Here is a 20,673-nt window from a genome sequence, read left to right as displayed (position 1 = left end):
ACTCCAACTTTGCATATGTCGCTATCTGCGCATCGCAGCCGTTGGCTTAAAACGCAGCATCGATCGACGTGAGCTAAAACGGACCAACACGACTTGCGGCCCCAGCAAAAAACTTGGCGGCGACATTCACCACATATGTCATCGCACACTGAAGCGCCTCGACCTGACGCGACAGCAGCTACAGAGCCAGCCCGCCTTGCCAGACCTGCCGCAGCTCCAGCGTGTTGTTCAGATGCAGCACGTCAGCGCGCGCGCCGGGTTGCAGCCGTCCCAGATCGGATCGCCCAATCAGGTCCGCAGGCCGGGTAGAGGCCATCTCCAGGGCCGTCTCCAGCGGGACATCACACCCCTCAACCAGGATCTGCACCGCTGTTGCCAGCTCAAGATGCGCACCCGCAAGGGTGCCATCAGCCAGGGTCAGACGGTTGTTATCGCGGCGGATTTCGCGGCCATTCAGGGTAAACCGGTCAATGTCGGAACCTCCGGTGGCCATGGAATCGCTGACCAGAAACACCTGCCCCGGTCCGGTCTTGGCTGCCAGCGCCGCCCGGATCGACGCCCGGTGCACATGCACGCCATCAGCAATCAGCCCGGCGGACAGCCCGCCAAGATCAAGTGCCGCGCCGACAACACCGGGTTCGCGATTGCCAAGCTGGCTCTGGGCGTTGAACAGATGGGTGACGCAGCGCGCGCCCGCCGCAACCGCCGCCACGCAATCAGCATGGCTGGCGTCGGTGTGGCCCAGCGACACCAGCACCCCGGCCTCGCTCAACCGCCGGATCTGCGCCGGGGTGACCGCCTCGCAGGCCAGCGTAACCTTCAGCAGCGGCAACCGGGCTGCGGCGGCACAGAGAGCCACCAAATCCTTCTCGCTCATCGGGCGGATCAGCGACGCATCATGCGCACCCTTGCGCGAGACCGCCAGATGTGGCCCCTCCAGATGCAATCCGACGATGCCTGGAACACCGGCGGCAATCGCCTCCACGGTGGCCTCAATCGCGCGGGCCACGCAATTCGGCGTATCAGTGATCAGCGTCGGCAGGATCGAGGTCGCACCAATCCGCGCATGTGCGGCAGCGATGACTTGCAACTGCTCCAGTTCCGGGACGTCATTGAACATGACCCCACCGCCGCCGTTGACCTGCAGGTCGACAAACCCTGCTGTCAGGATCCCGCCATCAAGTGCTGTAATCTCGGCCCCCTCGGGCAGTTTGCCCATCGGCAGAACCGCCGCGATCTGATCGCCGCGCAGCACCAGCGCGCTGTCGTCTTCCCAGCCCACCGGGGTCAGGATCCGCGCGCCCGTCAGGGCACGCAGCAAATGCCGATCCCCAGTCATACCGTTTCCGTCACTTTCTTCAGGTGGCGCGGTGCATCCGGGTCGATCCCGCGCGAGGCGGCGAAGGCTTCGACCATCGCATAGAAGGACACGATCAGACTAATCGGGTCTGTCAGTGCATGATCGGTGCGGACATGGTCCACCCGCTGCGCTGCCGTGACCTTATCCGTGGTGGCAAAGACCTGCGCGCCCTTGGCCGCGATCTGATCGGCAATGCCCGCCAGCGCGCCCTCCGCCGCATCCGCCGCCGCAAAGCCTAGCACCGGGAACCCCTCTTCCACAATGGAGACTGGCCCGTGCAAGACCTCTGCCGAGGAATAGCTCTCCGCATGCAGCTGGCAGGTTTCCTTGAACTTCAGCGCCGCCTCATTGGAGACTGCCAACGCCTGTCCCCGGCCCAATGTGAACAGGGAGGACCGCGCGCCAATGGCGTCGCGCACCTCGGGCCAGTCGATCCGGCAGGCGCGGTCCAACTGTTCCGGCAACGCGTGCAACGCCGCTACGACCGCCTGATTGCGATCCCATTGCGCCAGCAGCCACAGCCCGGCCACAGCCGAGGTCACAAAGGTCTTGGTCGCCGCCACGCTCAGCTCAGGCCCCGCATGGATATCCAACGTGTGATCCGCCGCCGCCGCCAGCGGCGAGGCCGCATCATTGGTCAGCGCAATCGACAATGCGCCATCCCTGCGCGCACTGTCCGCCATCGACACGATGTCCGGGCTTTTGCCGGACTGCGACACCGCGAGGCTCAGCGCGCCCTTCAGGCGCAGCGGCGCCTTGTAGATTGAGGCCACCGACGGCCCGACCGACGCAACAGGCACCCCCAGCATGATCTCGCTGGCGTATTTCAGATAGGTGCAGACATGGTCGGAGGAGCCGCGCGCCACGGTTACCATGACATTGGGATCAAGGGCACGCGCCGCGTCTGCGACGGCCTCAATCTCAGCCCGGCCATGGCTCAGCAGCCGGTCCACAGCTGTCGGGATCTCGTCGATCTCACGACGCATTTTGGTGATATCTGTCATGGTTCCCTCCTCAGGGTCGCCAGGTTAGGTCGTCCCGAGCCGCAGCTCGGCGACAAAATCATAGGCATCGCCGCGATAGATCGAGCGGGTGAATTCCACCACGCGTCGGTTGCGCAAATACGATGTCCGCACGATGCTCAGCCCCGCCATCCCAGGCTCCACCCCCAGCATCTGCGCCTCTTGTTCGGGCAGGTTGATCGCCGAGATCCGCTGCAACGCCCGCACCGGACGGCTGCCGGATTGCTCCAGAACCTCATAAAGCGAGCCTTGAACCGCCTGCGGATTGGGCAGGATATCCACCGGCAGCGACGCGCGTTCAATCGCCATCGGGCGCCCATTGGCCCGGCGCAGACGCGCGATCCGGGCGACCGCCTCGCCGGAGGTCAGCGCCAGCGCCATCACCTCTTCCGGTGACGGGGTGTGAATGCCGCGTTCCAGCCATTCAACACTGGTGTCATACCCGCGCCGCTCCATATCCTCGGTAAAGGAGGTCAGCTGCGACAGCGATTGCTCCACCTTGGGCGTGCCATCCGCCACAAAACTGCCAGAGCCCTGCCGCTGCACGATAATGCCGCGATCCACCAGATCCTGCATCGCACGGCGTACGGTGACCCGCGACAGGCCGGTGAGTGTGGCAATTTCCCGCTCCGCAGGCAGCGGCGCGCTTTTGGGGAGGAGCCCGGTTTCAATGCCATCCTCAATACGCTGGCGCAGCCGCACATAGCGAGGACCGGCCGCATCGTCCAGCCAGGCGGCCGGCGTCAGGAATTCCTCAACCGTCATACTGCCTCCTGCGCGATCTCGCGGGCAAATCGGCGTGCCAGCTCCAGCGCGCCATTCAGCGGCGAGCCTTGTGCCCTCCGAAGATAATCCGCCACATCCGCGGGCAGATAGGCGGCGTATTGCGCGGCGACCCCCCCGATATGGTACACAGGTTCCTCAGGCCGACGCCCCAGCGCCTGCAGACCGTTGCACAGATACTCTGCGCCCTCCGCCATCAGCCGCCGCCCCGCCGCATCACCCTCCGCCGCAGCCTTGGCCACGCGCGGCGCATAAGCGCCAAAGGCCACCGGCCGCGCGGTCTGGGCAAAACGGACAATCCTTGCTGTCTCATTGGAAAAGTCGCGCAGACAGTTGCGCAGCAGCGGGGTCATCGGCTCAACCCCTTCGGCAGCCTGGAGGGTCAACTGCAACACACGCCGCCCCAGCCAACCGCCCGAGGCCTCATCCCCCAGAACCGTACCATGGCCGCCAATAAGCGTAACCTGACCGGCCACCTGACGCCCGAGGAACGACCCGGTGCCAACCCCGATGAGGCTGGCGGTCTCTTCCCCCAATGCGCCCACCACAGCGGGCATGCGGTCATCTTCCACCCGGACATGCGCCTGTGGCAGGGCCTCCGCGACACGCGCGGCAGACTCACGATCTATGACACCAGCCAGTCCGGCATAGACCGGAATCTGGTAAAAATCCTCATCAGTCAGTCCCGACTGCCGCCGCAGATCCGCCAATCCGCCACGCAGGGTCCCAACGGCCTGATCGGGCGCCGTATAAACATTGGCGCTGCCGCCGGTCACCACCAGCTGCTGCGGTGGTGTCGCCCCGGATTTCAGTAAGGCAAAGCGGCAGGAGGTCCCCCCTCCATCCACGGCGATCAGATATGGAAAGCGCGAGTCGGTCATGCAATACCTATAAGATACCTTTCACTCAAAATAAAGACCTCTCTGACAGCAAGATTACCATGCAGCAGGATAATTGGCGGTATTTACTGCAAAATTCCTCTACATAAATTAAATGGTAGACAAGTGGTATTGTATAGGTATTAAATACTTCTCATTCACCTGAGGGGGAGGAATCACATGGCATCGAGGAGCGACCAACACTCCGCAGCCAGCAAACCGGCACAGGCCGAGGCGCAAACAGAGACGCTGCACCCTGATGCCCAGGGGCTGGATCTGCGCGCTGACGCGGAGATCCTCGACACCCTGCTGGACGGTCAGCTGCGCGCATTGGAAGCTGTGGCCAGCGCCCACACTGCGATCGCAGCCGGTGCAGCCCTGCTGACCAGCCGCCTGCACAATGGCGGCCATCTGCATTACGCAGCCGCAGGATCCTCTGCCCTGATGGCGCTCGCCGATGGAGCAGAACTGCCCGGGACATTCGGCGTCAGCGCCGACCAGATTTCCATTCACATGGCGGGGGGCATCCCTGCGGACGGGCGCATGCCCGGCCACACCGAAGATGACGCTGAGGCCGGCGCCAAAGCCGCCACCACTGTGACCACAGATGATGTGGTTATCGCCCTTTCGGCCAGCGGCAGCACCCCATTCCCGATGAGCTTTGCCCGGACGGCGCAGGCCGCCGGGGCCAAGGTGATCGCCATCGCCAACAACGCCGACACGCCGCTTCTGAACCTGGCCGATGTGGCGATCTGCCTGCTCACCCCGCCGGAGGTCATCGCAGGATCGACCCGTATGGGGGCCGGCACCGCACAGAAGGCCGCGCTCAATATGATGTCCACGCTGGCCGGTATCCGGCTGGGGCATGTGATGGACGGCATGATGGTCAACCTCATCGCCGACAATGCCAAGCTACGCCAGCGCGCCATCCGCATTGTCAGCACCCTCACCCGGCAGGACGCTGAGGCCGCAGCCCGGGCTCTGGATCAGACCGGCGGCGCGGTAAAGCCCGCCATTCTGCTGCTGCAGGGGGCCGCCTCACCCACCGCTGCAGAAACACTGCTGCGCCATCACAAGAACAACCTGCGAGCCGCGCTCGCACAGGTGTAACGGTCGGCCATGCGCCACCCAAGAGGTCACCAAGACCCTGATTACAAATACCAACATGCAAACTGGGAGATACTGAATGACACGGAAACTCTTTACCCTCGCGCTGCTCGGCTCGACCGTGATCGGCGGCGCCGCAGCTGCTGAAGACGTGACGCTGACCATTGAGAGCTGGCGCAATGACGACCTCGCCCTTTGGCAGGACAAGATCATCCCCGCCTTTGAAGCGGCCAACCCCGGCATCAAGCTGAAGTTCACCCCCTCTGCCCCGGCAGAATACAATGCGGTGCTGAATTCCAAACTGGATGCGGGCAGCGCCGGTGACCTGATCACCTGCCGCCCCTTTGACGCCTCGCTTGGTCTTTATGACAAGGGCCAGTTGGCGGACCTCTCTGATCTGGACGCCATGGGCAGCTTCTCCGATGTCGCCAAATCCGCCTGGCAGACCGATGACGGCTCCGCCACCTTCTGCGTGCCGATTGCTTCGGTGATCCACGGCTTCATCTACAACAAAGACGCCTTTGCCGAGCTGGGTGTGAATGTGCCCGAAACCGAAGATGAGTTCTTTGCGGCGCTGGAAAAGATCAAACAGGACGGCAACTACGTGCCTCTGGCGATGGGCACCAACGACCAGTGGGAAGCCGCCACCATGGGCTACAACAACATTGGCCCGAACTACTGGAAGGGTGAGGAAGGCCGTCTTGCCCTGATCGCAGGCGAGCAGAAACTGACAGATGATCAGTGGGTTGCCCCCTATGAGACCCTGTCGAAATGGGGCGCGTACATGGGCGACGGCTATGAGGCGCAGACTTATCCTGACAGCCAGAACATCTTCACTCTGGGCCGCGCTGCGATCTATCCGGCAGGCAGCTGGGAAATCTCCGGCTTCAACACCCAGGCTGATTTTGAAATGGGCGCGTTCAAACCGCCGGTCAAAGCCGCAGGCGACACCTGCTACATCTCGGATCACACCGATATTGCCGTGGGCCTGAACGCCGCCTCCCCCAATGCCGAGGCTGCCAAGACCTTCCTGAACTGGGTCGGCTCGGCTGAATTCGCCAGCATCTACGCAAATGCGCTGCCGGGCTTCTTCTCGCTGTCGAACCATGAGGTCGCAATGGAGGATCCGCTGGCGCAGGAGTTCGTCTCCTGGCGTGGCGAGTGTGAGAGCACCATCCGCTCCACCTATCAGATCCTATCGCGCGGCACGCCCAACCTCGAAAACGAGACATGGGGCGCCTCCGTTGCTGCGATCAAGGGCACCAAAGCTCCTGCTGATCTGGGCGCAGAACTGCAAGAGGGTCTGGCCAGCTGGTACGAACCGCAGAAGTAAGCGCGCCACCACCTGACTGACCTGACACTCAGGAGTCCGGGCGGCCCCATGCGGCCCGGACCCGCCGACAGATGGGACACATCATGCAAAATACCTCTCATAAACCGCGCAGACGCTGGCATATCGCCGTTTTCCTTGCGCCCGCTGTGCTGGTCTACACCGCCATCATGATTTTCCCGCTGTTCAATACTCTGCGGCTCGCGCTTTACAGCGAAAGCGACCAGATCCGCCAGTTCGTCGGCCTTGCCAACTTCGAGACCCTGTTTTCCAATCCCAACTGGTCTGAACAGTTCTGGAACGCGCTTGGCAATAACTTCTGGTTTTTCTTTGTTCACATGCTGGTGCAGAACCCGATCGGGGTGGCATTGGCGGCGATCCTCAGCCATCCCCGGCTGCGCTTTGCAGCGCTCTATCGTACGGCGATTTTTGTGCCCACAATCCTCAGCTTCGTCATCGTCGGCTTTGCCTGGAAACTGATCCTCTCGCCGATCTGGGGCATCACACCGGACCTCTTGGACGCCATCGGCCTGAAATGGCTGTTCACCCCTTGGCTTGGCAAGGAAGACTACGCCCTGACCACGCTGGCGCTGATCTCCGTCTGGCAGTTTGTCGGCATCCCGATGATGCTGATTTACGCAGCCCTCCTGTCGATCCCGGAAGAGGTGATCGAGGCGGGCGAGGTTGACGGCATTACCGGAATGGCCGCCTTCTGGAAGATCAAACTGCCGCTGATCCTGCCCTCCATCGGGATCATCTCAATCCTGACATTTGTCGGCAATTTCAACGCCTTCGACCTGATCTATACCACTCAGGGCGCGCTCGCTGGGCCGGACTTCTCGACCGATATCCTCGGCACCTTCATGTATCGCACCTTCTTCGGTTTTCAGCTGCAATTGGGCGATCCGCATATGGGATCCGCGATTGCCACCGCCATGTTTGCGATCATCCTGATCGGTGTCTGTATCTATCTCTTCGGCATTCAGACCCGTCTGCGCCGCTACCAGTTCTGAGGATCGGACGATGAACAAAGCCCGCTCAAACCCGTTCAATAGCATCCTCGCGCATGGCGCGCTGATCACCTACACGCTGATCGCCCTGTTTCCGGTCTTCGTCATTCTGGTGAACAGCTTCAAAACCCGCAAAGCGATCTTTCGCGACCCGCTGGGTCTGCCCACATCAGACACGTTTTCGATGGTCGGCTATCAGACCGTCCTGAAGCAGGGGGATTTCTTCCTCTATTTCCAGAACTCGATGATTGTTACCGTGGTCTCCCTCGCACTGGTGCTGCTGTTTGGTGCTATGGCCGCCTTTGCCCTCGCGGAATATCGGTTCAAGGGCAATATGCTGCTTGGCCTATACCTCGCCCTTGGCATCATGATCCCAATCCGCATCGGCACCGTCGCCATTCTGGAGCTGATGGTGGACACTGGCCTCGTGAACACGCTGACTGCGCTGATCCTTGTCTATACCGCGCAAGGGCTGCCGCTGGCGGTGTTCATCCTGTCGGAATTCATGAAACAGGTGAGCGACGATCTGAAAAACGCCGGCCGCATCGACGGGCTGTCGGAATACACCATCTTCTTCCGACTGGTCCTGCCGCTGGTGCGCCCAGCCATGGCCACCGTCGCGGTTTTCAACATGATCCCGATCTGGAACGATCTCTGGTTCCCGCTGATCCTGGCCCCGGCCGAGGAGACCAAGACGCTGACATTGGGCAGCCAGGTCTTCATCGGGCAGTTCGTCACCGACTGGAACGCCGTGCTATCCGCCCTGTCGATGGCCATTCTGCCGGTGATGGTGCTCTACGTGATTTTCTCACGCCAGCTCATCCGCGGCATCACTTCCGGGGCGGTCAAATGACGCTGCCGCGCAAACCATCCCCCTGCCCGGTCCTGATGCCGGGCCGCGCCGGACCAGCCCCCCAAGATGGCAGACCTCTGTCATCTCTTGGTCCGGCGCACTCAACCGCCGTGCAGCTGAACCGCCATTCAGGAGACAGCCAATGACCCGTGTTCTGATTGCTGGCCTCGGCAACATGGGGTTTTCCCATGCTCTGGCTCACCACCAAGATGACACCGCGCAGATCGTCGGCCTCGTCAACCGCTCTGGCACGGCCGCGCAGGCTCCCTTGCAGGATTATCCGGTTTTTAGCGATTTCCACCGGGCGCTGGCACAGAGCAAACCCGATCTTGTGGTCATTGCCACCTATTCCGACAGCCACGCCGCCTATGCCATCGCGGCGATGGAGGCCGGCGCGCATGTGTTTGTCGAAAAACCGCTGGCCACCACGGTTGCTGATGCGCGTGCCGTGACCAACGCCGCCCGCCGTCTGGAGCGCAAGCTGATGGTGGGCTATATCCTGCGCCATCACCCCAGCTGGCAGCGTCTGATTGCTGAGGCCCGAGATCTGGGCCCGCCTTATGTGTTCCGCATGAACCTCAACCAGCAGTCCGATGGGCCGACATGGGACACCCATAAAGCGCTGATGCAAACCACCTCTCCGATCGTGGATTGCGGTGTGCATTACGTCGATGTCATGTGCCAGATCACCGATGCCACGCCCCAGCGCGTTCACGGCATCGGCCTGCGCCTGTCCGACGAAATCGCCGAGGATATGTATAACTACGGCCAGTTTCAGGTGAGTTTCTCCGACGGCTCCGTCGGCTGGTACGAGGCCGGTTGGGGGCCGATGATGTCGGAGACCGCCTATTTCGTGAAAGACGTGGTGTCGCCGAATGGCTCCGTCTCGATCACCGAAACCGACAAGGGCGGCTCGGACGATGTGGATGGCCATACCGCCGTCGGCAGCCTGATCGTGCATCGCAGCGCGCAAGGCATCCCCGACCGCCAGATAGACCTGCCCGACGAACCCGACCATGACGCTCTCTGCGCGGCTGAACAGGCCCATATGCTGCGCGTCATCGCCGAGGACATCGACATGGGGCGGCATATGCAGGACGCCGTTGCCTCGCTGGCGATCTGTCTGGCCGCCGACCAGAGTATCCGCAGCGGCGCGCCTGTCGATCTGACATCTGACCTGACAGAGGCCGAGGCCACAGCGCCCGCCTCTCCATCTCTGACCCCGAAGACCTGAAGGATTACCGCCATGACTGCCCTACAGCTCAACAATGTCTGCAAATCCTTCGGCCCGGTCGAGGTGCTGAAAGACATCAACCTCACCGTCGAAGACGGCGAATTCGTGGTCTTTGTCGGCCCCTCGGGATGTGGGAAATCCACCCTCCTGCGGGTTATCTCCGGGCTGGAGGATGCCACCGCAGGCGAAATTTCGATCGGCGGCCAGACTGTCACCACCACACCCCCCGCCAAACGCGGCATTGCCATGGTGTTTCAGTCCTACGCGCTTTACCCGCATCTTTCCGTGCGCGAAAACATGGCGTTGGCGCTGAAACAGGAACGCCAGCCCAAAGAGGAAATCACCGCCCGCGTCGCCGAAGCCAGCCGCATGTTGTCGCTGGAAGACTACCTGGACCGCCGCCCCTCGGAACTCTCCGGCGGCCAACGCCAGCGGGTCGCCATTGGCCGCGCCGTGGTGCGCGAACCGAAACTGTTTCTCTTTGATGAACCGCTCTCCAACCTTGATGCGGCCCTGAGGATGAACACACGGCTGGAAATCGCCCGGCTGCACCGGCAGCTGTCGGCCAGCATGATCTACGTCACCCATGACCAAATCGAGGCGATGACCCTCGCCGACAAGATCGTGGTGCTGCGCGATGGCCGTATTGAACAGGTCGGCACGCCGATGGAGCTTTACAACAACCCCGCCAATCGCTTTGTGGCCGAATTCATCGGCGCGCCTGCGATGAATTTTGTGCCGGCCCTTCGCCTTGGCGGCACTGCCGGTCAGTTCATCGGCATCCGCCCGGAATACGCCCGCATCAGCCCTGATGGCCCCCTCGCGGGGGAGGTGATTCACGTGGAGAAGCTGGGCGGAGATACCAATATCCTCGTCGACATGGGCGAGAACCTCACCTTCACCGCGCGGCTTTTTGGCCAGCATGACACCGATGTAGGCGAGACGCTGCAATTCGATTTCGACCCTGCCAACTGCCTTACCTTCGACGCTGCGGGACAACGTATCTGATCGCGCGCTGCTGCGCGCGCTCTTGTTTCAGGCACAGCTCACCGGACCGATCTATTGGGCCTATTCCGGCGGCCTGCTATATTAGGGCGTTACAAATACACATGTTAGCGCTAACTAGACGGCAGCGGTGCCCCGGAGTGATTCGCAACTGGATGGATCACAACTGGGCAAGACCAACCGAGGGAGACCGACGATGACGCAGACCTGGCAACTTCTGGCAGAGCACCACGCACAGACTGCCGATACCGCGCTGCTGTCGCTGTTTGACGCGCCCGACCGGTTTCAGGCTTTCTCTGCCGAAACCGACGGTCTGCTTCTGGATTATTCCAAAACCGCGCTGGACACCACCGCGCTCTCGCTGCTCGAGCGTGTCACCGCTGAGGCGGGCCTCGCGGATCGCATCAGCCAGATGTTCCGCGGTGAGAAAATCAACACCACCGAAGACCGCGCCGTGCTGCACACTGCCCTGCGGGCGCAGACCGATACCGCGATCAAGGTCGATGGTGACGATGTCCTGCCTGCCATCCGCCAGACCCTGCAACAGATGGAGAGCTTCGCCGAGGCGCTGCGCGATGGCACCCTACGCTCCAGCACCGGTGCCAAATTCACCGATGTGATCAACATTGGCATTGGTGGCTCTGACCTTGGTCCCGCCATGGCAACGCTGGCGCTGGCGCCTTACCATAATGGCCCCCGCTGCCATTTCGTGTCCAATGTGGATGGCGCCCATATCGCCGACACGCTGAAGGGGCTGGATCCGCAGACCACATTGGTCATCATCGCCTCCAAGACCTTCACCACCATAGAAACGATGACCAACGCCCGCACCGCGCTGGACTGGCTGCGCGCCACGCTGGGAGAGGACACCTCCGCCCATCTGGCCGCCGTCTCCACCGCGCAGGACAAAACCGCCGCCTTTGGCATTGCCCCCGAACGGGTCTTCGGTTTTGCCGATTGGGTGGGCGGGCGCTACTCGCTCTGGGGACCGGTGGGTCTGCCGATCATGATCGCCATCGGGGCGGAGGATTTCCGCCAGTTCCTGTCCGGTGCCGCTGCGATGGATGCGCATTTTCGCACCGCACCGTTCCGCGAGAACCTGCCGGTGATGCTCGCGATGACCGGCATCTGGCACCACAATATCTGCGGCTACGACAGCCGCGCGATCCTGCCCTATGACCAGCGTCTGGCCCGCTTCCCCGCCTATCTCCAGCAGCTGGATATGGAAAGCAACGGCAAGAGCGTCGCATTGGATGGTAGCCTGCTACCGCGCGACTCTGGCCCGATTGTCTGGGGCGAACCCGGCACCAACGGTCAGCACGCCTTCTATCAACTGCTGCATCAGGGCACCCGCGTGGTGCCTGCCGAATTCCTTATCGCGGCCGAGGCGCATGAGGGGGATCTGACCCATCACCACCAGCTTCTGATCTCCAACTGCCTCGCCCAGTCCGAAGCGCTGATGCTGGGCCGCTCGCACGCGGACGCCCGCGCCATCGCCGCCAAACGCGGCTTCACCGGTGAGGCATTGGAGCAGATGGCCGGGCACCTGTCCTTTGCTGGCAATCGTCCCTCTGTGACCCTCGCCTATCCGAAACTGACGCCCTTTGTGCTTGGCCAGCTGATCGCGCTTTATGAGCACCGCGTCTTTGTCGAAGGGGTGATCTGGGGGCTGAACTCCTTTGACCAATGGGGTGTGGAGCTGGGCAAAGAACTGGCCGTCAGCCTGCTGCCGCTGGTCGATGGCTCCGCCCCGCCCGAGGCTTACGAGGCCAAAGACGGCTCCACCCGGGGCCTGCTGTCCAAACTTACCTGATCCGCCCGCCGCCCTTCCGCCCCCTCAGCTGACAGAGAAAAAGCCATGGTATCCCGCGTCATTCCCGTCCAGTCCTTTGACCTCGTGCTGTTTGGTGCGACCGGGGACCTCGCCCGCCGCAAGATCCTGCCCAGCCTGTTCCACCGTTTCCAGATCGGACAGTTCTCTGACGATTGCCGCATTATCGGCACCTCGCGCAGCGAAATGGACCGCAAGGGATTCCAGGAGATGGTCGCCGACGCCATCCGCACCTATGGCCAGCCGGGCGAGACCAGCGACGACGAAATCGCAGCCTTCGTGGAACTGCTGCACTACACCGCTGTAGACGCGCGCGGCGACAACGGCTGGCAGGCACTTGGCGATCTGTTGCGCGATGATGCCATCCGCGCCTTCTACCTTTCCGTCGGGCCCAGCCTGTTCCCCGATATCGCGGGCCGTCTGCGCTCCACCGGGATCGCCACCCCCGACAGCCGTATCGTGTTGGAAAAACCCTTCGGCCATGATCTCGCCTCAGCCCAGGCGCTGAATGCCGCCCTGCGCGCCAATTTCGAAGAGCACCAGATCTACCGGATCGACCATTATCTGGGCAAAGAGACCGTCCAGAACCTGATGGCCCTGCGCTTTGCCAATTCTCTCTTTGAACCCCTGTGGAACTCCTCGCACATCGACCATGTGCAGATCACCGTTGCCGAGAGCATCGGCGTCAAAGGGCGCGGCGAATATTATGACAAATCCGGCGCCATGCGCGATATGGTCCAGAACCACCTGATGCAGCTCTTGTGCCTCACCGCGATGGAACCTCCCGCCCGCTTCACCCCCAACGCCGTGCGCGACGAGAAGGTGAAGGTGATCGAGGCGCTGAACCCCGTCGCCCCGGATCAGATCGCCCGCGGCCAATATCGCGGCCCGGAAGGGGACTCCTACCGCGACCATGCAGGCAATCCCGCCAGCACCACCGAAAGCTTCATTGCGATGAAGGTGGAGGTCGCCAATTGGCGGTGGGCCGGCACGCCGTTTTACCTGCGCACCGGCAAATGCCTGCGCGCCCGCGAGTCGGAAATCGCGGTGTTCTTCCGCGATCCACCGCACAACATCTTTGCCGAGGACACCGGCACCGGCGGCATCAAGGGCAACGTGCTGGTCATTCGCCTGCAACCGGATGAGGGCATCACCCTGCGCACTACGATCAAGGATCCCGGCCCCGGTGGCATGCGCCTGACCGGCGCCAATCTCGACATGACCTTCGCCGACAGCCTGCCTGAGGCTGGACGCCCGCAGGATGCCTATGAGCGGCTGATCATGGATGTGATCCGGGGCAACCAGACCCTGTTCATGCGCGGTGATGAGGTCGAGGCCGCCTGGGCCTGGGCCGATCCGATCATCGCGGGCTGGGCCGACAACAGCAATGACAGCCCACAGCCCTATGATCCCGGCAGCTCCGGGCCAGAGGATGCGCTGCTCCTGATGCACCGCGACAACCGACGCTGGCGCGGCATCGGCTCCTGAACCTGCCCGTTCTCGCTCCCGACACGATCCGACCAACCGGCACCTGACTGACTGAAAGAGGCACCTGATGCGTTTGAACCAAACAGTCCGCGACGTCACAGACCGAATTATCGCCCGCAGCGCCAAACCCCGCGCGGCCTATCTGGCCCGGATGGGCGCCGCCAAGGGCAAAGGCCCCGCCCGCGCCCATCTCTCGTGCAGCGGTCAGGCCCATGCCTATGCCGCCACCGGTGAGGATCAGATGCCCCTCGCCGAAGGCACCGCTGGGCACCTCGGCATTGTGACCGCCTATAACGACATGCTCTCGGCGCATCAGCCGTTTGAAACCTACCCGCAACGGATCCGCGACGCGGTGCGACGCGTTGGCGGCACGGCGCAGGTCGCAGGCGGCGTGCCGGCCATGTGCGATGGCGTCACCCAGGGCGAGGCGGGAATGGAGCTGAGCCTGTTCTCCCGCGATACAATCGCCATGGCCACCGGCATCGCCCTCAGCCACAATGTCTTTGACGCCACCGTCTACCTCGGCGTCTGCGACAAGATCGTGCCGGGTCTGGTCATCGGCGCGCAGGTCTTTGGCCATCTGCCCGCAGTGTTCCTGCCCGCCGGTCCGATGACCTCCGGCATTTCCAACGACGACAAGGCCAAGGTCCGCCAGAAATTCGCCGCCGGTGAAATCGGGCGTGACGAGCTGCTCAAGTCCGAAATGGCCGCCTATCACGGCCCCGGCACCTGCACCTTTTATGGCACCGCCAATACCAACCAGATGCTGATGGAGTTCATGGGCCTGCACCTGCCCGGCTCCTCCTTCGTCAATCCCGGCACCGATATGCGTGCCGCCCTCACGGAAGAAGGCGCCCGCCGCGCCCTCGCCCTCAGCGCGCTTGGCAATGATTACACGCCGGTCTGCGATATTCTGGATGAACGCGCCTATGTGAATGGCATCGTCGGGCTGATGACCACCGGCGGCTCCACCAACCTGCTGATCCACCTGATCGCGATGGCCCGTGCTGGTGGCATCATTCTCGACTGGCAGGATTTCTCTGACCTCTCCGACGTGGTGCCGCTCTTGGCGCGGGTCTATCCAAACGGTCTGGCCGATGTGAACCACTTCCATGCCGCAGGTGGGCTGGGCTATGTGATCGGTCAGTTGCTGAACTCAGGTCACCTTCACGCCGACACCCGCACGGTCGCAGGCAGCGGACTGGAGAGCTACACCGCCGAACCCTTCCTTGGTGACGATGGTCTGGTGTGGAAACCCGGCGCCGCCGAGACCCTCAACGACAAGATCATTCGCACCGCCAGCGACCCCTTCCAGCCCACCGGCGGGCTTTCCCGCCTGTCTGGCAACCTCGGCACCGGCGTGATGAAAATCTCCGCCGTCGCGCCCGAACATCGCGTGGTCGAAGCCCCGGCCCGTGTGTTCCACGATCAGGAGGAAGCCAAAGCCGCCTTCAAGGCCGGGGAACTGGACAAAGGCGACGTTGTCATCGTGGTCCGCTTCCAGGGGCCGAAGGCCAACGGCATGCCGGAGCTGCATTCGATGACGCCCTTCCTCGGCATCATGCAGGGGCGCGGTCAGAAGGTGGCGCTGGTCACCGATGGCCGCATGTCCGGCGCCTCGGGCAAGATCCCCTCCGCCATCCACGTGGTGCCGGAAGCGCTGGATGGCGGCGCAATCGCCAAACTGCGTGACGGCGACATCGTGCGGGTTGATGCCCTCACCGGGACGCTGGAGGTTCTGAGCGAGGGGTTTGATGCCCGCGAGCCAGTGGTCGCCGATCTCTCCGCCTATCAGCATGGCACCGGCCGCGAGATGTTCGCGCTATTCCGCAATGCCGTCACCTCTGCCGACACCGGCGCCACCGTATTCTCGACCTTGACCGGAGACTGACCCATGGCCATCACCCCACAAGACGCCAGCACCCGTGCCCGCGAGATCTGCCAACTGGCCCCCATCGTGCCGGTTCTGGTTGTCCATGACGTCGCCCACGCCCGCCCGCTGGCAGAGGCGCTGGTCGCCGGTGGCCTGCCCGCGCTGGAGGTCACCCTGCGCACCCCCGCCGCGCTGGATGTGATCGCCGAAATGGCGACGGTGAAAGGCGGCGTTGTTGGTGCAGGCACGCTGGTCACGCCAGAGGATGTCACCCGCGCCGTCGCTGCCGGGGCACAGTTCGGCGTCTCCCCCGGTGCCACCGACACGCTGCTGGACGCGGCGGAAGCCGCTGGCCTGCCGATGCTGCCCGGTGCTGCCACCGCCTCCGAAGCGATGCGCCTGCTCGCGCGCGGCTATGACATGCTGAAACTCTTCCCGGCTGAGGCCTCAGGCGGCGCGCCCGCGCTCAAGGCCATTGGCGCCCCGCTGCCGCAGATCAGCTTCTGCCCCACCGGCGGCGTCAGCCCGGACAATGCCAACAGCTATCTCTCGCTCTCCAACGTGGTCTGCGCCGGTGGCAGCTGGGTGGCCCCGGCGAAACTGGTTGAGGTTGGCGATTGGGACGGCATCCGCGACCTCGCCCGCGCCGCCAGCCAGCTGCCACGCTGACCGCGCAGGCCTGACAGCAACACTCCCGCAGCCCTGTGCAAACGGCGCTGCGGGACGGCCACGGTTATACCCCGCTCAAAGCGGGCGGATCAGGCCGGATGACCGCTGGATTTTGGCGCATCGTCGCAAATCTCATACCAGCCGGGCTTCTCCGACACGAATTCATGGAACCGGTTTCTGGTCGAAATCTCGCTGTCCAGCGCATTTGCGGCAATCGGGAAACTATCCTCCTCGGATAGGATTTCACCAAGCGAGCTGCCGCAGATCCTACAGAAACATCTCCCGTATTTATACGGCGCGCCCGGCTGGTAGAGGGCCACCTGATCCCTGCCCGCGACCCAAGTCAGATCTTCCCGTTTCACAAAAACGATGGTGCTCGCCCCCGCCTTTCGGCAGCGCGAACAATGGCACGTGCCCATCATGCTTGGCTCCGCCTTCAGTCGGAATTTAACCGCTCCACAGCAACAGCTCCCGTCAATCATCACATCAATCCTTCGCTGCACAACTCACAAGAACAATACATGAACATTCAAGGTCGGACAATCCCAAACGCAACGCACCACACCGGCGGTCACGGCTCGGTGGCGCCTCAACAAATCTGGCATTGATGGGGATTGGACCGAGCGCCTTAGCCCTTCAGTTCATCGCGCCAAGGCGGATTTGCACCGGGACGGGATACCGTGACAGCCGCCGCCCGGGCGCCATATCCCAGACAGGCGCGCAGCTGTTCGGGATCCAACTCACCGCAGGCCGCATCCGCCAGCACGCCAGCCTCGCTCGCTGCGGCCAGAAAGCCTGCATTAAACGTATCGCCAGCCCCGACAGTATCCGCAACCACCGCCACCTGCGCAGGAACCTCGACCGTGGGGCCGGACCGCAGGAACCCCTTCGCGCCCTTGCTGCCCAGCGTCAGGATCACCAACCCTGGCCCCCTCCCGGTCTCCCCGGTCAGAACCTGACGGATTTTCTCCTCAATCGGTGCATCGCCGGGATAGATCCAGTGCAGATCCTCATCCGAGACTTTGACAATCCCGGCCCCCGCCACCATCGCCGCCAAGCGGCTGCGATAGGCCACCTCATCCTTGGCAAACCCGGCCCGCACATTGGGGTCGATCATGATGATCCGGCGCCCCCGCTCGCGCGCCGCCAGCGTTGCATAGGTCTCCGCCGCAGCGCCATTGCACAGAGAAATCCCGCCAAAGAACAAGGTCTCCACATCCTCAGACAGCTCCGGCAACCTGTCAGGACGCAGGCTGGCCCCGGCGGAATTCTCGTCAAAGAAATGATACTCCGCATGACCGTCACGCAGATGCACAAAAGCCAGAGTAGAGGGCTGATCCGACCGTTCGGCAAACCCGTGATCCACATGTGACGCCGTCAGGGCCGCCGCCAGTTGCTGGCCGAACAGGTCGCGCGACAGGCCGGTGAACAGGCCGGTTTCCTGCCCCAGCCGCCCCAGCGCAATCGCCGTATTGAACACCGCACCGCCGCAATGGGGTACAAACCCGGTCTGCGCCTCTGCGCCATCCATGGTGGCCACGCCCCCCGCGACCGGCGCCGGGATCATGTCGATCAGCGCCTCTCCACAACACAGGATCATTCTGTCTTACCTCTCCAGATCACATCCACAGGCAGGGAGGCGGCGGCCACACGATCTGCATTGGCCAGGTCATTGCCCTCCGCCCGCGCCTCTGCCTCGGCGTCGCTCAGGCCATGGGCCTGCCAGCGCGCCACAAGCCGCTCGCGCAGCATCTCACGCGGGACATCGACCCGCACCGATACATCCCACAATGCCGCCAGATCGCGCCAGCCCGGCGCGTCAAACATCAGATAGTTGCCTTCCACCACAGCGACCTCAACAGCTGCGTTCACCCGTGCGGCGCCTGCGATGGCAATGTCCCGCGCGCGGTCGAACTCGGGGTAAATCACCTCTTCGTCTACCGCCATGGCCTCTATCAGCCGCTGAAACCCCGCCCGATCAAAGCTCTCCGGCGCGCCTTTCCGTGCCAGCAGATCCATCTCCGACAACAACCGGTTGTCCAGATGAAACCCGTCCATCGGCACCACCGCGGCTGATGCCCCCTGCGCACAGAGCGCCCGCACCAGCAGCTCTGCGAGGGTGGATTTTCCACTGCCCGGCGCGCCTGCCAGCGCCACCAGTCGCCGCGCCCGACCGGGCCGACATGGCAGCGCCTCAATGGCAGTGACCAGATCCGCCAGTGATGTCACCTCCTGCGTCATGCCGCCGTCAGATCCTCGGACGGCACCTGCGCGCCGGTCATATACGCCACCGCATCCGACATGCTGTGCTGTTTGGGATCAATCACGCAGAGCCGCTTGCCCAGCCGATGCACATGAATGCGATCCGCGACCTCAAACACATGGGGCATATTGTGGCTGATCAGGATGATCGGAATGCCACGTGATTTTACGTCCTGGATCAACTCCAGCACCCGGCGGCTCTCCTTGACACCCAGCGCCGCCGTTGGCTCATCCAGAATGATCACCTTGGAACCAAAGGCCGCCGCCCGCGCCACGGCTACGCCCTGACGCTGACCGCCCGACAGGGTTTCCACCGCCTGATTGATATTCTGGATGGTCGCCAAGCCCAGCTCGTTCAGCTTGTCACGGGCGACCTGCTCCATGCGGGCGCGATCCAGCTGCCGCAGCAGATTGCCCCGCCAACCGGGTTTGCGCAGCTCACGCCCCATGAACATATTGTCGGCAATCGACAGCGCAGGCGACATTGCAAGCGTCTGATAAACCGTCTCGATCCCCTCTTCACGCGCATCAATCGGCGATTGGAACGCCACCTTGCGCCCCTCCAACCAGACCTCCCCCGCATCCGGGATCACCGCGCCGGAAATCGCCTTGATCAGCGAGGATTTCCCGGCCCCATTGTCACCGATCACCGCAAGGATCTCTCCCGGCATCAGATCAAAATCGCAATGGTCCAGCGCCGTCACACGCCCGTAGCGCTTCATCAGACCGCGGGCTTTCAAAATAGGTTCCATCAGACAGACACCTTTCTGATCCATTGATCCACGGCCACCGCCGCAATGATGAGAAGGCCAATCAGCAGATAGGTCCACTGTGCATCCGCCCCCAGCAGGCGCAGCCCCAGGGTAAAGACCCCGACAATCAGCGCCCCGAAAAACGTCCCAAGGATCGACCCGCGCCCGCCAAACAGCGAGATCCCCCCAATCACCACCGCCGTGATGCTCTCGATATTCGCCAGCTGGCCCGAAGTCGGCGACACCGATCCGATCCGCCCGATCATCGCCCAACCGGCAAAGGCGCAGATCAGACCCGACAGCATATAGACCGAGATCAGCACGCGGTTGACCTTGACTCCCGACAGCTCCGCTGCCTCTGGGTCGTCGCCAACAGCATAAACATGCCGCCCCCAGGCCGTGTGGCGCAGCACATAGGCCAGCAACAGCACCAGAACCACCATGAAGATCACCCCATAGGTGAACACCGCGCCGCCGATTTTGATCTTCTCGCCAAACAGCTGCAACAGCGGCGCCTCAGCAGCGATGGTCTGGCTGCGGATCGTTTCATTGGCGGAATAGAGGAAATTCGTCGCCAGCACGATCTGCCACATGCCCAGGGTCACGATGAACGGCGGCAGTTTCATCCGCGCCACCAGCCAGCCGTTGATAAATCCGCAAAGCGTGCCGCAGATCAGGCCCGAGGCCACCGCCACCTCAACCGGCAACCCGTAGCGAAATGTGAATTGACCCATCACCACCGAACTCAGCACCATGATGGCGCCCACCGACAGGTCGATCCCCGCCGTCAGGATCACCAGCGACTGCGCACAGGCCACGATGCCGACAATACCGACCTGTTGCAGGATCAGCGTGAGCGCAAAGGGGGAGAAAAACTTACTCCCCAGCAGCAGCCCAAACACGATCACCGACAGCACCAGCACAATCAGCGGCACCAGCGATGGCGTCACATGCAGAAGATGCTGCAATCGGCTGATAAAGGAGGCCTCTCCCTGGTCAAAATCCGCAACGGCCTCGGGGCTGCCGCTGGCCGCCGCTTCATAGCTTTGGGGCGTGGTCATATCTGTCTCCGTAACATCCGGCATCCGGGCGGGTCGCATGGTCCCGATCCGGGGATTGAACTGCGGATCAGATCCGCAGCGGTGCAGAGGGGGCGATGTTGCCACCGCCCCTGTCTATTTCAGCACCCATGATCTGCTCGATGGGTTGGTATGAT

Annotated in this window: 19 protein-coding genes; 10 read left to right on the top strand and 9 right to left on the bottom strand. The window is 62.8% G+C overall.

All coding sequences use genetic code 11. The annotated features are described in order from the left end of the window. Positions 1-178 precede the first annotated feature (178 nt). Genes nagA through OO25_RS07920 form a run of 4 tightly spaced genes read right to left on the bottom strand, consistent with a single transcriptional unit; the run spans position 179 to position 4,046 of the window. The gene (gene nagA / locus OO25_RS07935) at positions 179-1,339 is read right to left on the bottom strand and encodes an N-acetylglucosamine-6-phosphate deacetylase (RefSeq protein ID WP_040179528.1); all 1,161 of its coding nucleotides are present in this window, start codon (positions 1,337-1,339) and stop codon (positions 179-181) included. Continuing rightward, positions 1,336-2,364 carry an SIS domain-containing protein gene (locus OO25_RS07930; RefSeq protein WP_040179527.1) on the bottom strand — a complete coding sequence of 343 codons (1,029 nt, stop codon included), beginning with the start codon at positions 2,362-2,364 and terminating at the stop codon, positions 1,336-1,338. Before OO25_RS07930 ends, nagA begins: the two co-directional genes overlap by 4 nt. Before the next feature lie 24 nt (positions 2,365-2,388). Then, positions 2,389-3,147: a GntR family transcriptional regulator gene (locus OO25_RS07925; protein WP_040179525.1), complete on the bottom strand. Its 759-nt coding sequence runs from the start codon at positions 3,145-3,147 to the stop codon at positions 2,389-2,391. Continuing rightward, a complete protein-coding gene (locus OO25_RS07920; RefSeq protein WP_040179522.1) occupies positions 3,144-4,046 on the bottom strand; it encodes a BadF/BadG/BcrA/BcrD ATPase family protein in 903 nt (300 codons plus the stop codon). The genes OO25_RS07925 and OO25_RS07920 overlap by 4 nt, the downstream gene beginning before the upstream one ends. A gap of 177 nt (positions 4,047-4,223) precedes the next feature. Here OO25_RS07920 and OO25_RS07915 point away from each other — a divergent pair, with 177 nt between their 5' ends. The 10 genes from OO25_RS07915 to eda all read left to right on the top strand — a co-directional run bounded on the left by OO25_RS07915 (position 4,224) and on the right by eda (position 16,443). Further along, the gene (locus OO25_RS07915) at positions 4,224-5,153 is read left to right on the top strand and encodes an N-acetylmuramic acid 6-phosphate etherase (RefSeq protein WP_052465617.1); all 930 of its coding nucleotides are present in this window, start codon (positions 4,224-4,226) and stop codon (positions 5,151-5,153) included. Between the two features lie 76 nt (positions 5,154-5,229). Continuing rightward, on the top strand, positions 5,230-6,483 hold the full coding sequence (locus tag OO25_RS07910; protein ID WP_040179519.1) for an ABC transporter substrate-binding protein: 1,254 nt from the start codon (positions 5,230-5,232) through the stop codon (positions 6,481-6,483). An 83-nt stretch (positions 6,484-6,566) separates the two neighbouring features. Continuing rightward, the gene (locus tag OO25_RS07905; RefSeq protein WP_040179517.1) at positions 6,567-7,493 is read left to right on the top strand and encodes a carbohydrate ABC transporter permease; all 927 of its coding nucleotides are present in this window, start codon (positions 6,567-6,569) and stop codon (positions 7,491-7,493) included. Between the two features lie 10 nt (positions 7,494-7,503). After that, a complete protein-coding gene (locus OO25_RS07900; protein WP_040179514.1) occupies positions 7,504-8,343 on the top strand; it encodes a carbohydrate ABC transporter permease in 840 nt (279 codons plus the stop codon). Between the two features lie 142 nt (positions 8,344-8,485). Beyond that, a complete protein-coding gene (locus OO25_RS07895; RefSeq protein WP_040179512.1) occupies positions 8,486-9,577 on the top strand; it encodes a Gfo/Idh/MocA family protein in 1,092 nt (363 codons plus the stop codon). Between the two features lie 12 nt (positions 9,578-9,589). Continuing rightward, positions 9,590-10,585 carry an ABC transporter ATP-binding protein gene (locus OO25_RS07890; RefSeq protein WP_040179509.1) on the top strand — a complete coding sequence of 332 codons (996 nt, stop codon included), beginning with the start codon at positions 9,590-9,592 and terminating at the stop codon, positions 10,583-10,585. 193 nt (positions 10,586-10,778) lie between these two features. Then, complete coding sequence (gene pgi, locus OO25_RS07885) at positions 10,779-12,395, top strand: glucose-6-phosphate isomerase (RefSeq protein WP_040179507.1); 1,617 nt, start codon at positions 10,779-10,781, stop codon at positions 12,393-12,395. 45 nt (positions 12,396-12,440) lie between these two features. After that, a complete protein-coding gene (gene zwf, locus OO25_RS07880) occupies positions 12,441-13,901 on the top strand; it encodes a glucose-6-phosphate dehydrogenase (RefSeq protein WP_040175546.1) in 1,461 nt (486 codons plus the stop codon). A 67-nt stretch (positions 13,902-13,968) separates the two neighbouring features. Next, entirely contained in the window at positions 13,969-15,792 is a 1,824-nt protein-coding gene (edd, locus tag OO25_RS07875; protein WP_040179504.1) for a phosphogluconate dehydratase, read from the top strand. 3 nt (positions 15,793-15,795) lie between these two features. Beyond that, complete coding sequence (gene eda, locus OO25_RS07870) at positions 15,796-16,443, top strand: bifunctional 4-hydroxy-2-oxoglutarate aldolase/2-dehydro-3-deoxy-phosphogluconate aldolase (protein ID WP_040179502.1); 648 nt, start codon at positions 15,796-15,798, stop codon at positions 16,441-16,443. An 89-nt stretch (positions 16,444-16,532) separates the two neighbouring features. Here the strand turns inward: eda and OO25_RS07865 are convergent, their stop codons facing one another. The 5 genes from OO25_RS07865 to OO25_RS07845 all read right to left on the bottom strand — a co-directional run bounded on the left by OO25_RS07865 (position 16,533) and on the right by OO25_RS07845 (position 20,518). Then, positions 16,533-16,865: a GFA family protein gene (locus OO25_RS07865; protein WP_241770629.1), complete on the bottom strand. Its 333-nt coding sequence runs from the start codon at positions 16,863-16,865 to the stop codon at positions 16,533-16,535. A gap of 206 nt (positions 16,866-17,071) precedes the next feature. Beyond that, positions 17,072-18,043: a carbohydrate kinase gene (locus OO25_RS07860; protein ID WP_040179499.1), complete on the bottom strand. Its 972-nt coding sequence runs from the start codon at positions 18,041-18,043 to the stop codon at positions 17,072-17,074. Then, a complete protein-coding gene (locus OO25_RS07855; protein ID WP_040179497.1) occupies positions 18,040-18,684 on the bottom strand; it encodes a nucleoside/nucleotide kinase family protein in 645 nt (214 codons plus the stop codon). The genes OO25_RS07860 and OO25_RS07855 overlap by 4 nt, the downstream gene beginning before the upstream one ends. Next, positions 18,681-19,457, bottom strand: coding sequence for an ATP-binding cassette domain-containing protein (locus OO25_RS07850; RefSeq protein WP_040179495.1), 777 nt, complete (start codon positions 19,455-19,457; stop codon positions 18,681-18,683). Before OO25_RS07850 ends, OO25_RS07855 begins: the two co-directional genes overlap by 4 nt. Further along, positions 19,457-20,518, bottom strand: coding sequence for an ABC transporter permease (locus tag OO25_RS07845; protein ID WP_040175556.1), 1,062 nt, complete (start codon positions 20,516-20,518; stop codon positions 19,457-19,459). The genes OO25_RS07850 and OO25_RS07845 overlap by 1 nt, the downstream gene beginning before the upstream one ends. Positions 20,519-20,673: the final 155 nt, after the last annotated feature.

This window comes from Phaeobacter sp. S60, assembly GCF_000826845.1.
GTDB lineage: Bacteria > Pseudomonadota > Alphaproteobacteria > Rhodobacterales > Rhodobacteraceae > Phaeobacter > Phaeobacter piscinae.
Note: the sequence above shows the minus strand (reverse complement) of the source record. Positions and strands in the feature narration are given on the sequence as shown.

Excerpts from the sequence above, each read along its gene's own strand:
- OO25_RS07890 (WP_040179509.1), top strand. The coding sequence starts at position 9,590 with ATGACTGCCCTACAGCTCAACAATGTCTGCAAATCCTTCGGCCCGGTC.
- OO25_RS07895 (WP_040179512.1), top strand. The coding sequence starts at position 8,486 with ATGACCCGTGTTCTGATTGCTGGCCTCGGCAACATGGGGTTTTCCCAT.
- edd (WP_040179504.1), top strand. The coding sequence starts at position 13,969 with ATGCGTTTGAACCAAACAGTCCGCGACGTCACAGACCGAATTATCGCC.
- OO25_RS07905 (WP_040179517.1), top strand. The coding sequence starts at position 6,567 with ATGCAAAATACCTCTCATAAACCGCGCAGACGCTGGCATATCGCCGTT.
- OO25_RS07930 (WP_040179527.1), bottom strand. The coding sequence starts at position 2,364 with ATGACAGATATCACCAAAATGCGTCGTGAGATCGACGAGATCCCGACA.
- OO25_RS07915 (WP_052465617.1), top strand. The coding sequence starts at position 4,224 with ATGGCATCGAGGAGCGACCAACACTCCGCAGCCAGCAAACCGGCACAG.
- nagA (WP_040179528.1), bottom strand. The coding sequence starts at position 1,339 with ATGACTGGGGATCGGCATTTGCTGCGTGCCCTGACGGGCGCGCGGATC.
- eda (WP_040179502.1), top strand. The coding sequence starts at position 15,796 with ATGGCCATCACCCCACAAGACGCCAGCACCCGTGCCCGCGAGATCTGC.
- OO25_RS07845 (WP_040175556.1), bottom strand. The coding sequence starts at position 20,518 with ATGACCACGCCCCAAAGCTATGAAGCGGCGGCCAGCGGCAGCCCCGAG.
- OO25_RS07925 (WP_040179525.1), bottom strand. The coding sequence starts at position 3,147 with ATGACGGTTGAGGAATTCCTGACGCCGGCCGCCTGGCTGGACGATGCG.
- OO25_RS07910 (WP_040179519.1), top strand. The coding sequence starts at position 5,230 with ATGACACGGAAACTCTTTACCCTCGCGCTGCTCGGCTCGACCGTGATC.
- zwf (WP_040175546.1), top strand. The coding sequence starts at position 12,441 with ATGGTATCCCGCGTCATTCCCGTCCAGTCCTTTGACCTCGTGCTGTTT.
- OO25_RS07855 (WP_040179497.1), bottom strand. The coding sequence starts at position 18,684 with ATGACGCAGGAGGTGACATCACTGGCGGATCTGGTCACTGCCATTGAG.
- OO25_RS07850 (WP_040179495.1), bottom strand. The coding sequence starts at position 19,457 with ATGGAACCTATTTTGAAAGCCCGCGGTCTGATGAAGCGCTACGGGCGT.
- OO25_RS07865 (WP_241770629.1), bottom strand. The coding sequence starts at position 16,865 with ATGATGGGCACGTGCCATTGTTCGCGCTGCCGAAAGGCGGGGGCGAGC.
- OO25_RS07920 (WP_040179522.1), bottom strand. The coding sequence starts at position 4,046 with ATGACCGACTCGCGCTTTCCATATCTGATCGCCGTGGATGGAGGGGGG.
- pgi (WP_040179507.1), top strand. The coding sequence starts at position 10,779 with ATGACGCAGACCTGGCAACTTCTGGCAGAGCACCACGCACAGACTGCC.
- OO25_RS07860 (WP_040179499.1), bottom strand. The coding sequence starts at position 18,043 with ATGATCCTGTGTTGTGGAGAGGCGCTGATCGACATGATCCCGGCGCCG.
- OO25_RS07900 (WP_040179514.1), top strand. The coding sequence starts at position 7,504 with ATGAACAAAGCCCGCTCAAACCCGTTCAATAGCATCCTCGCGCATGGC.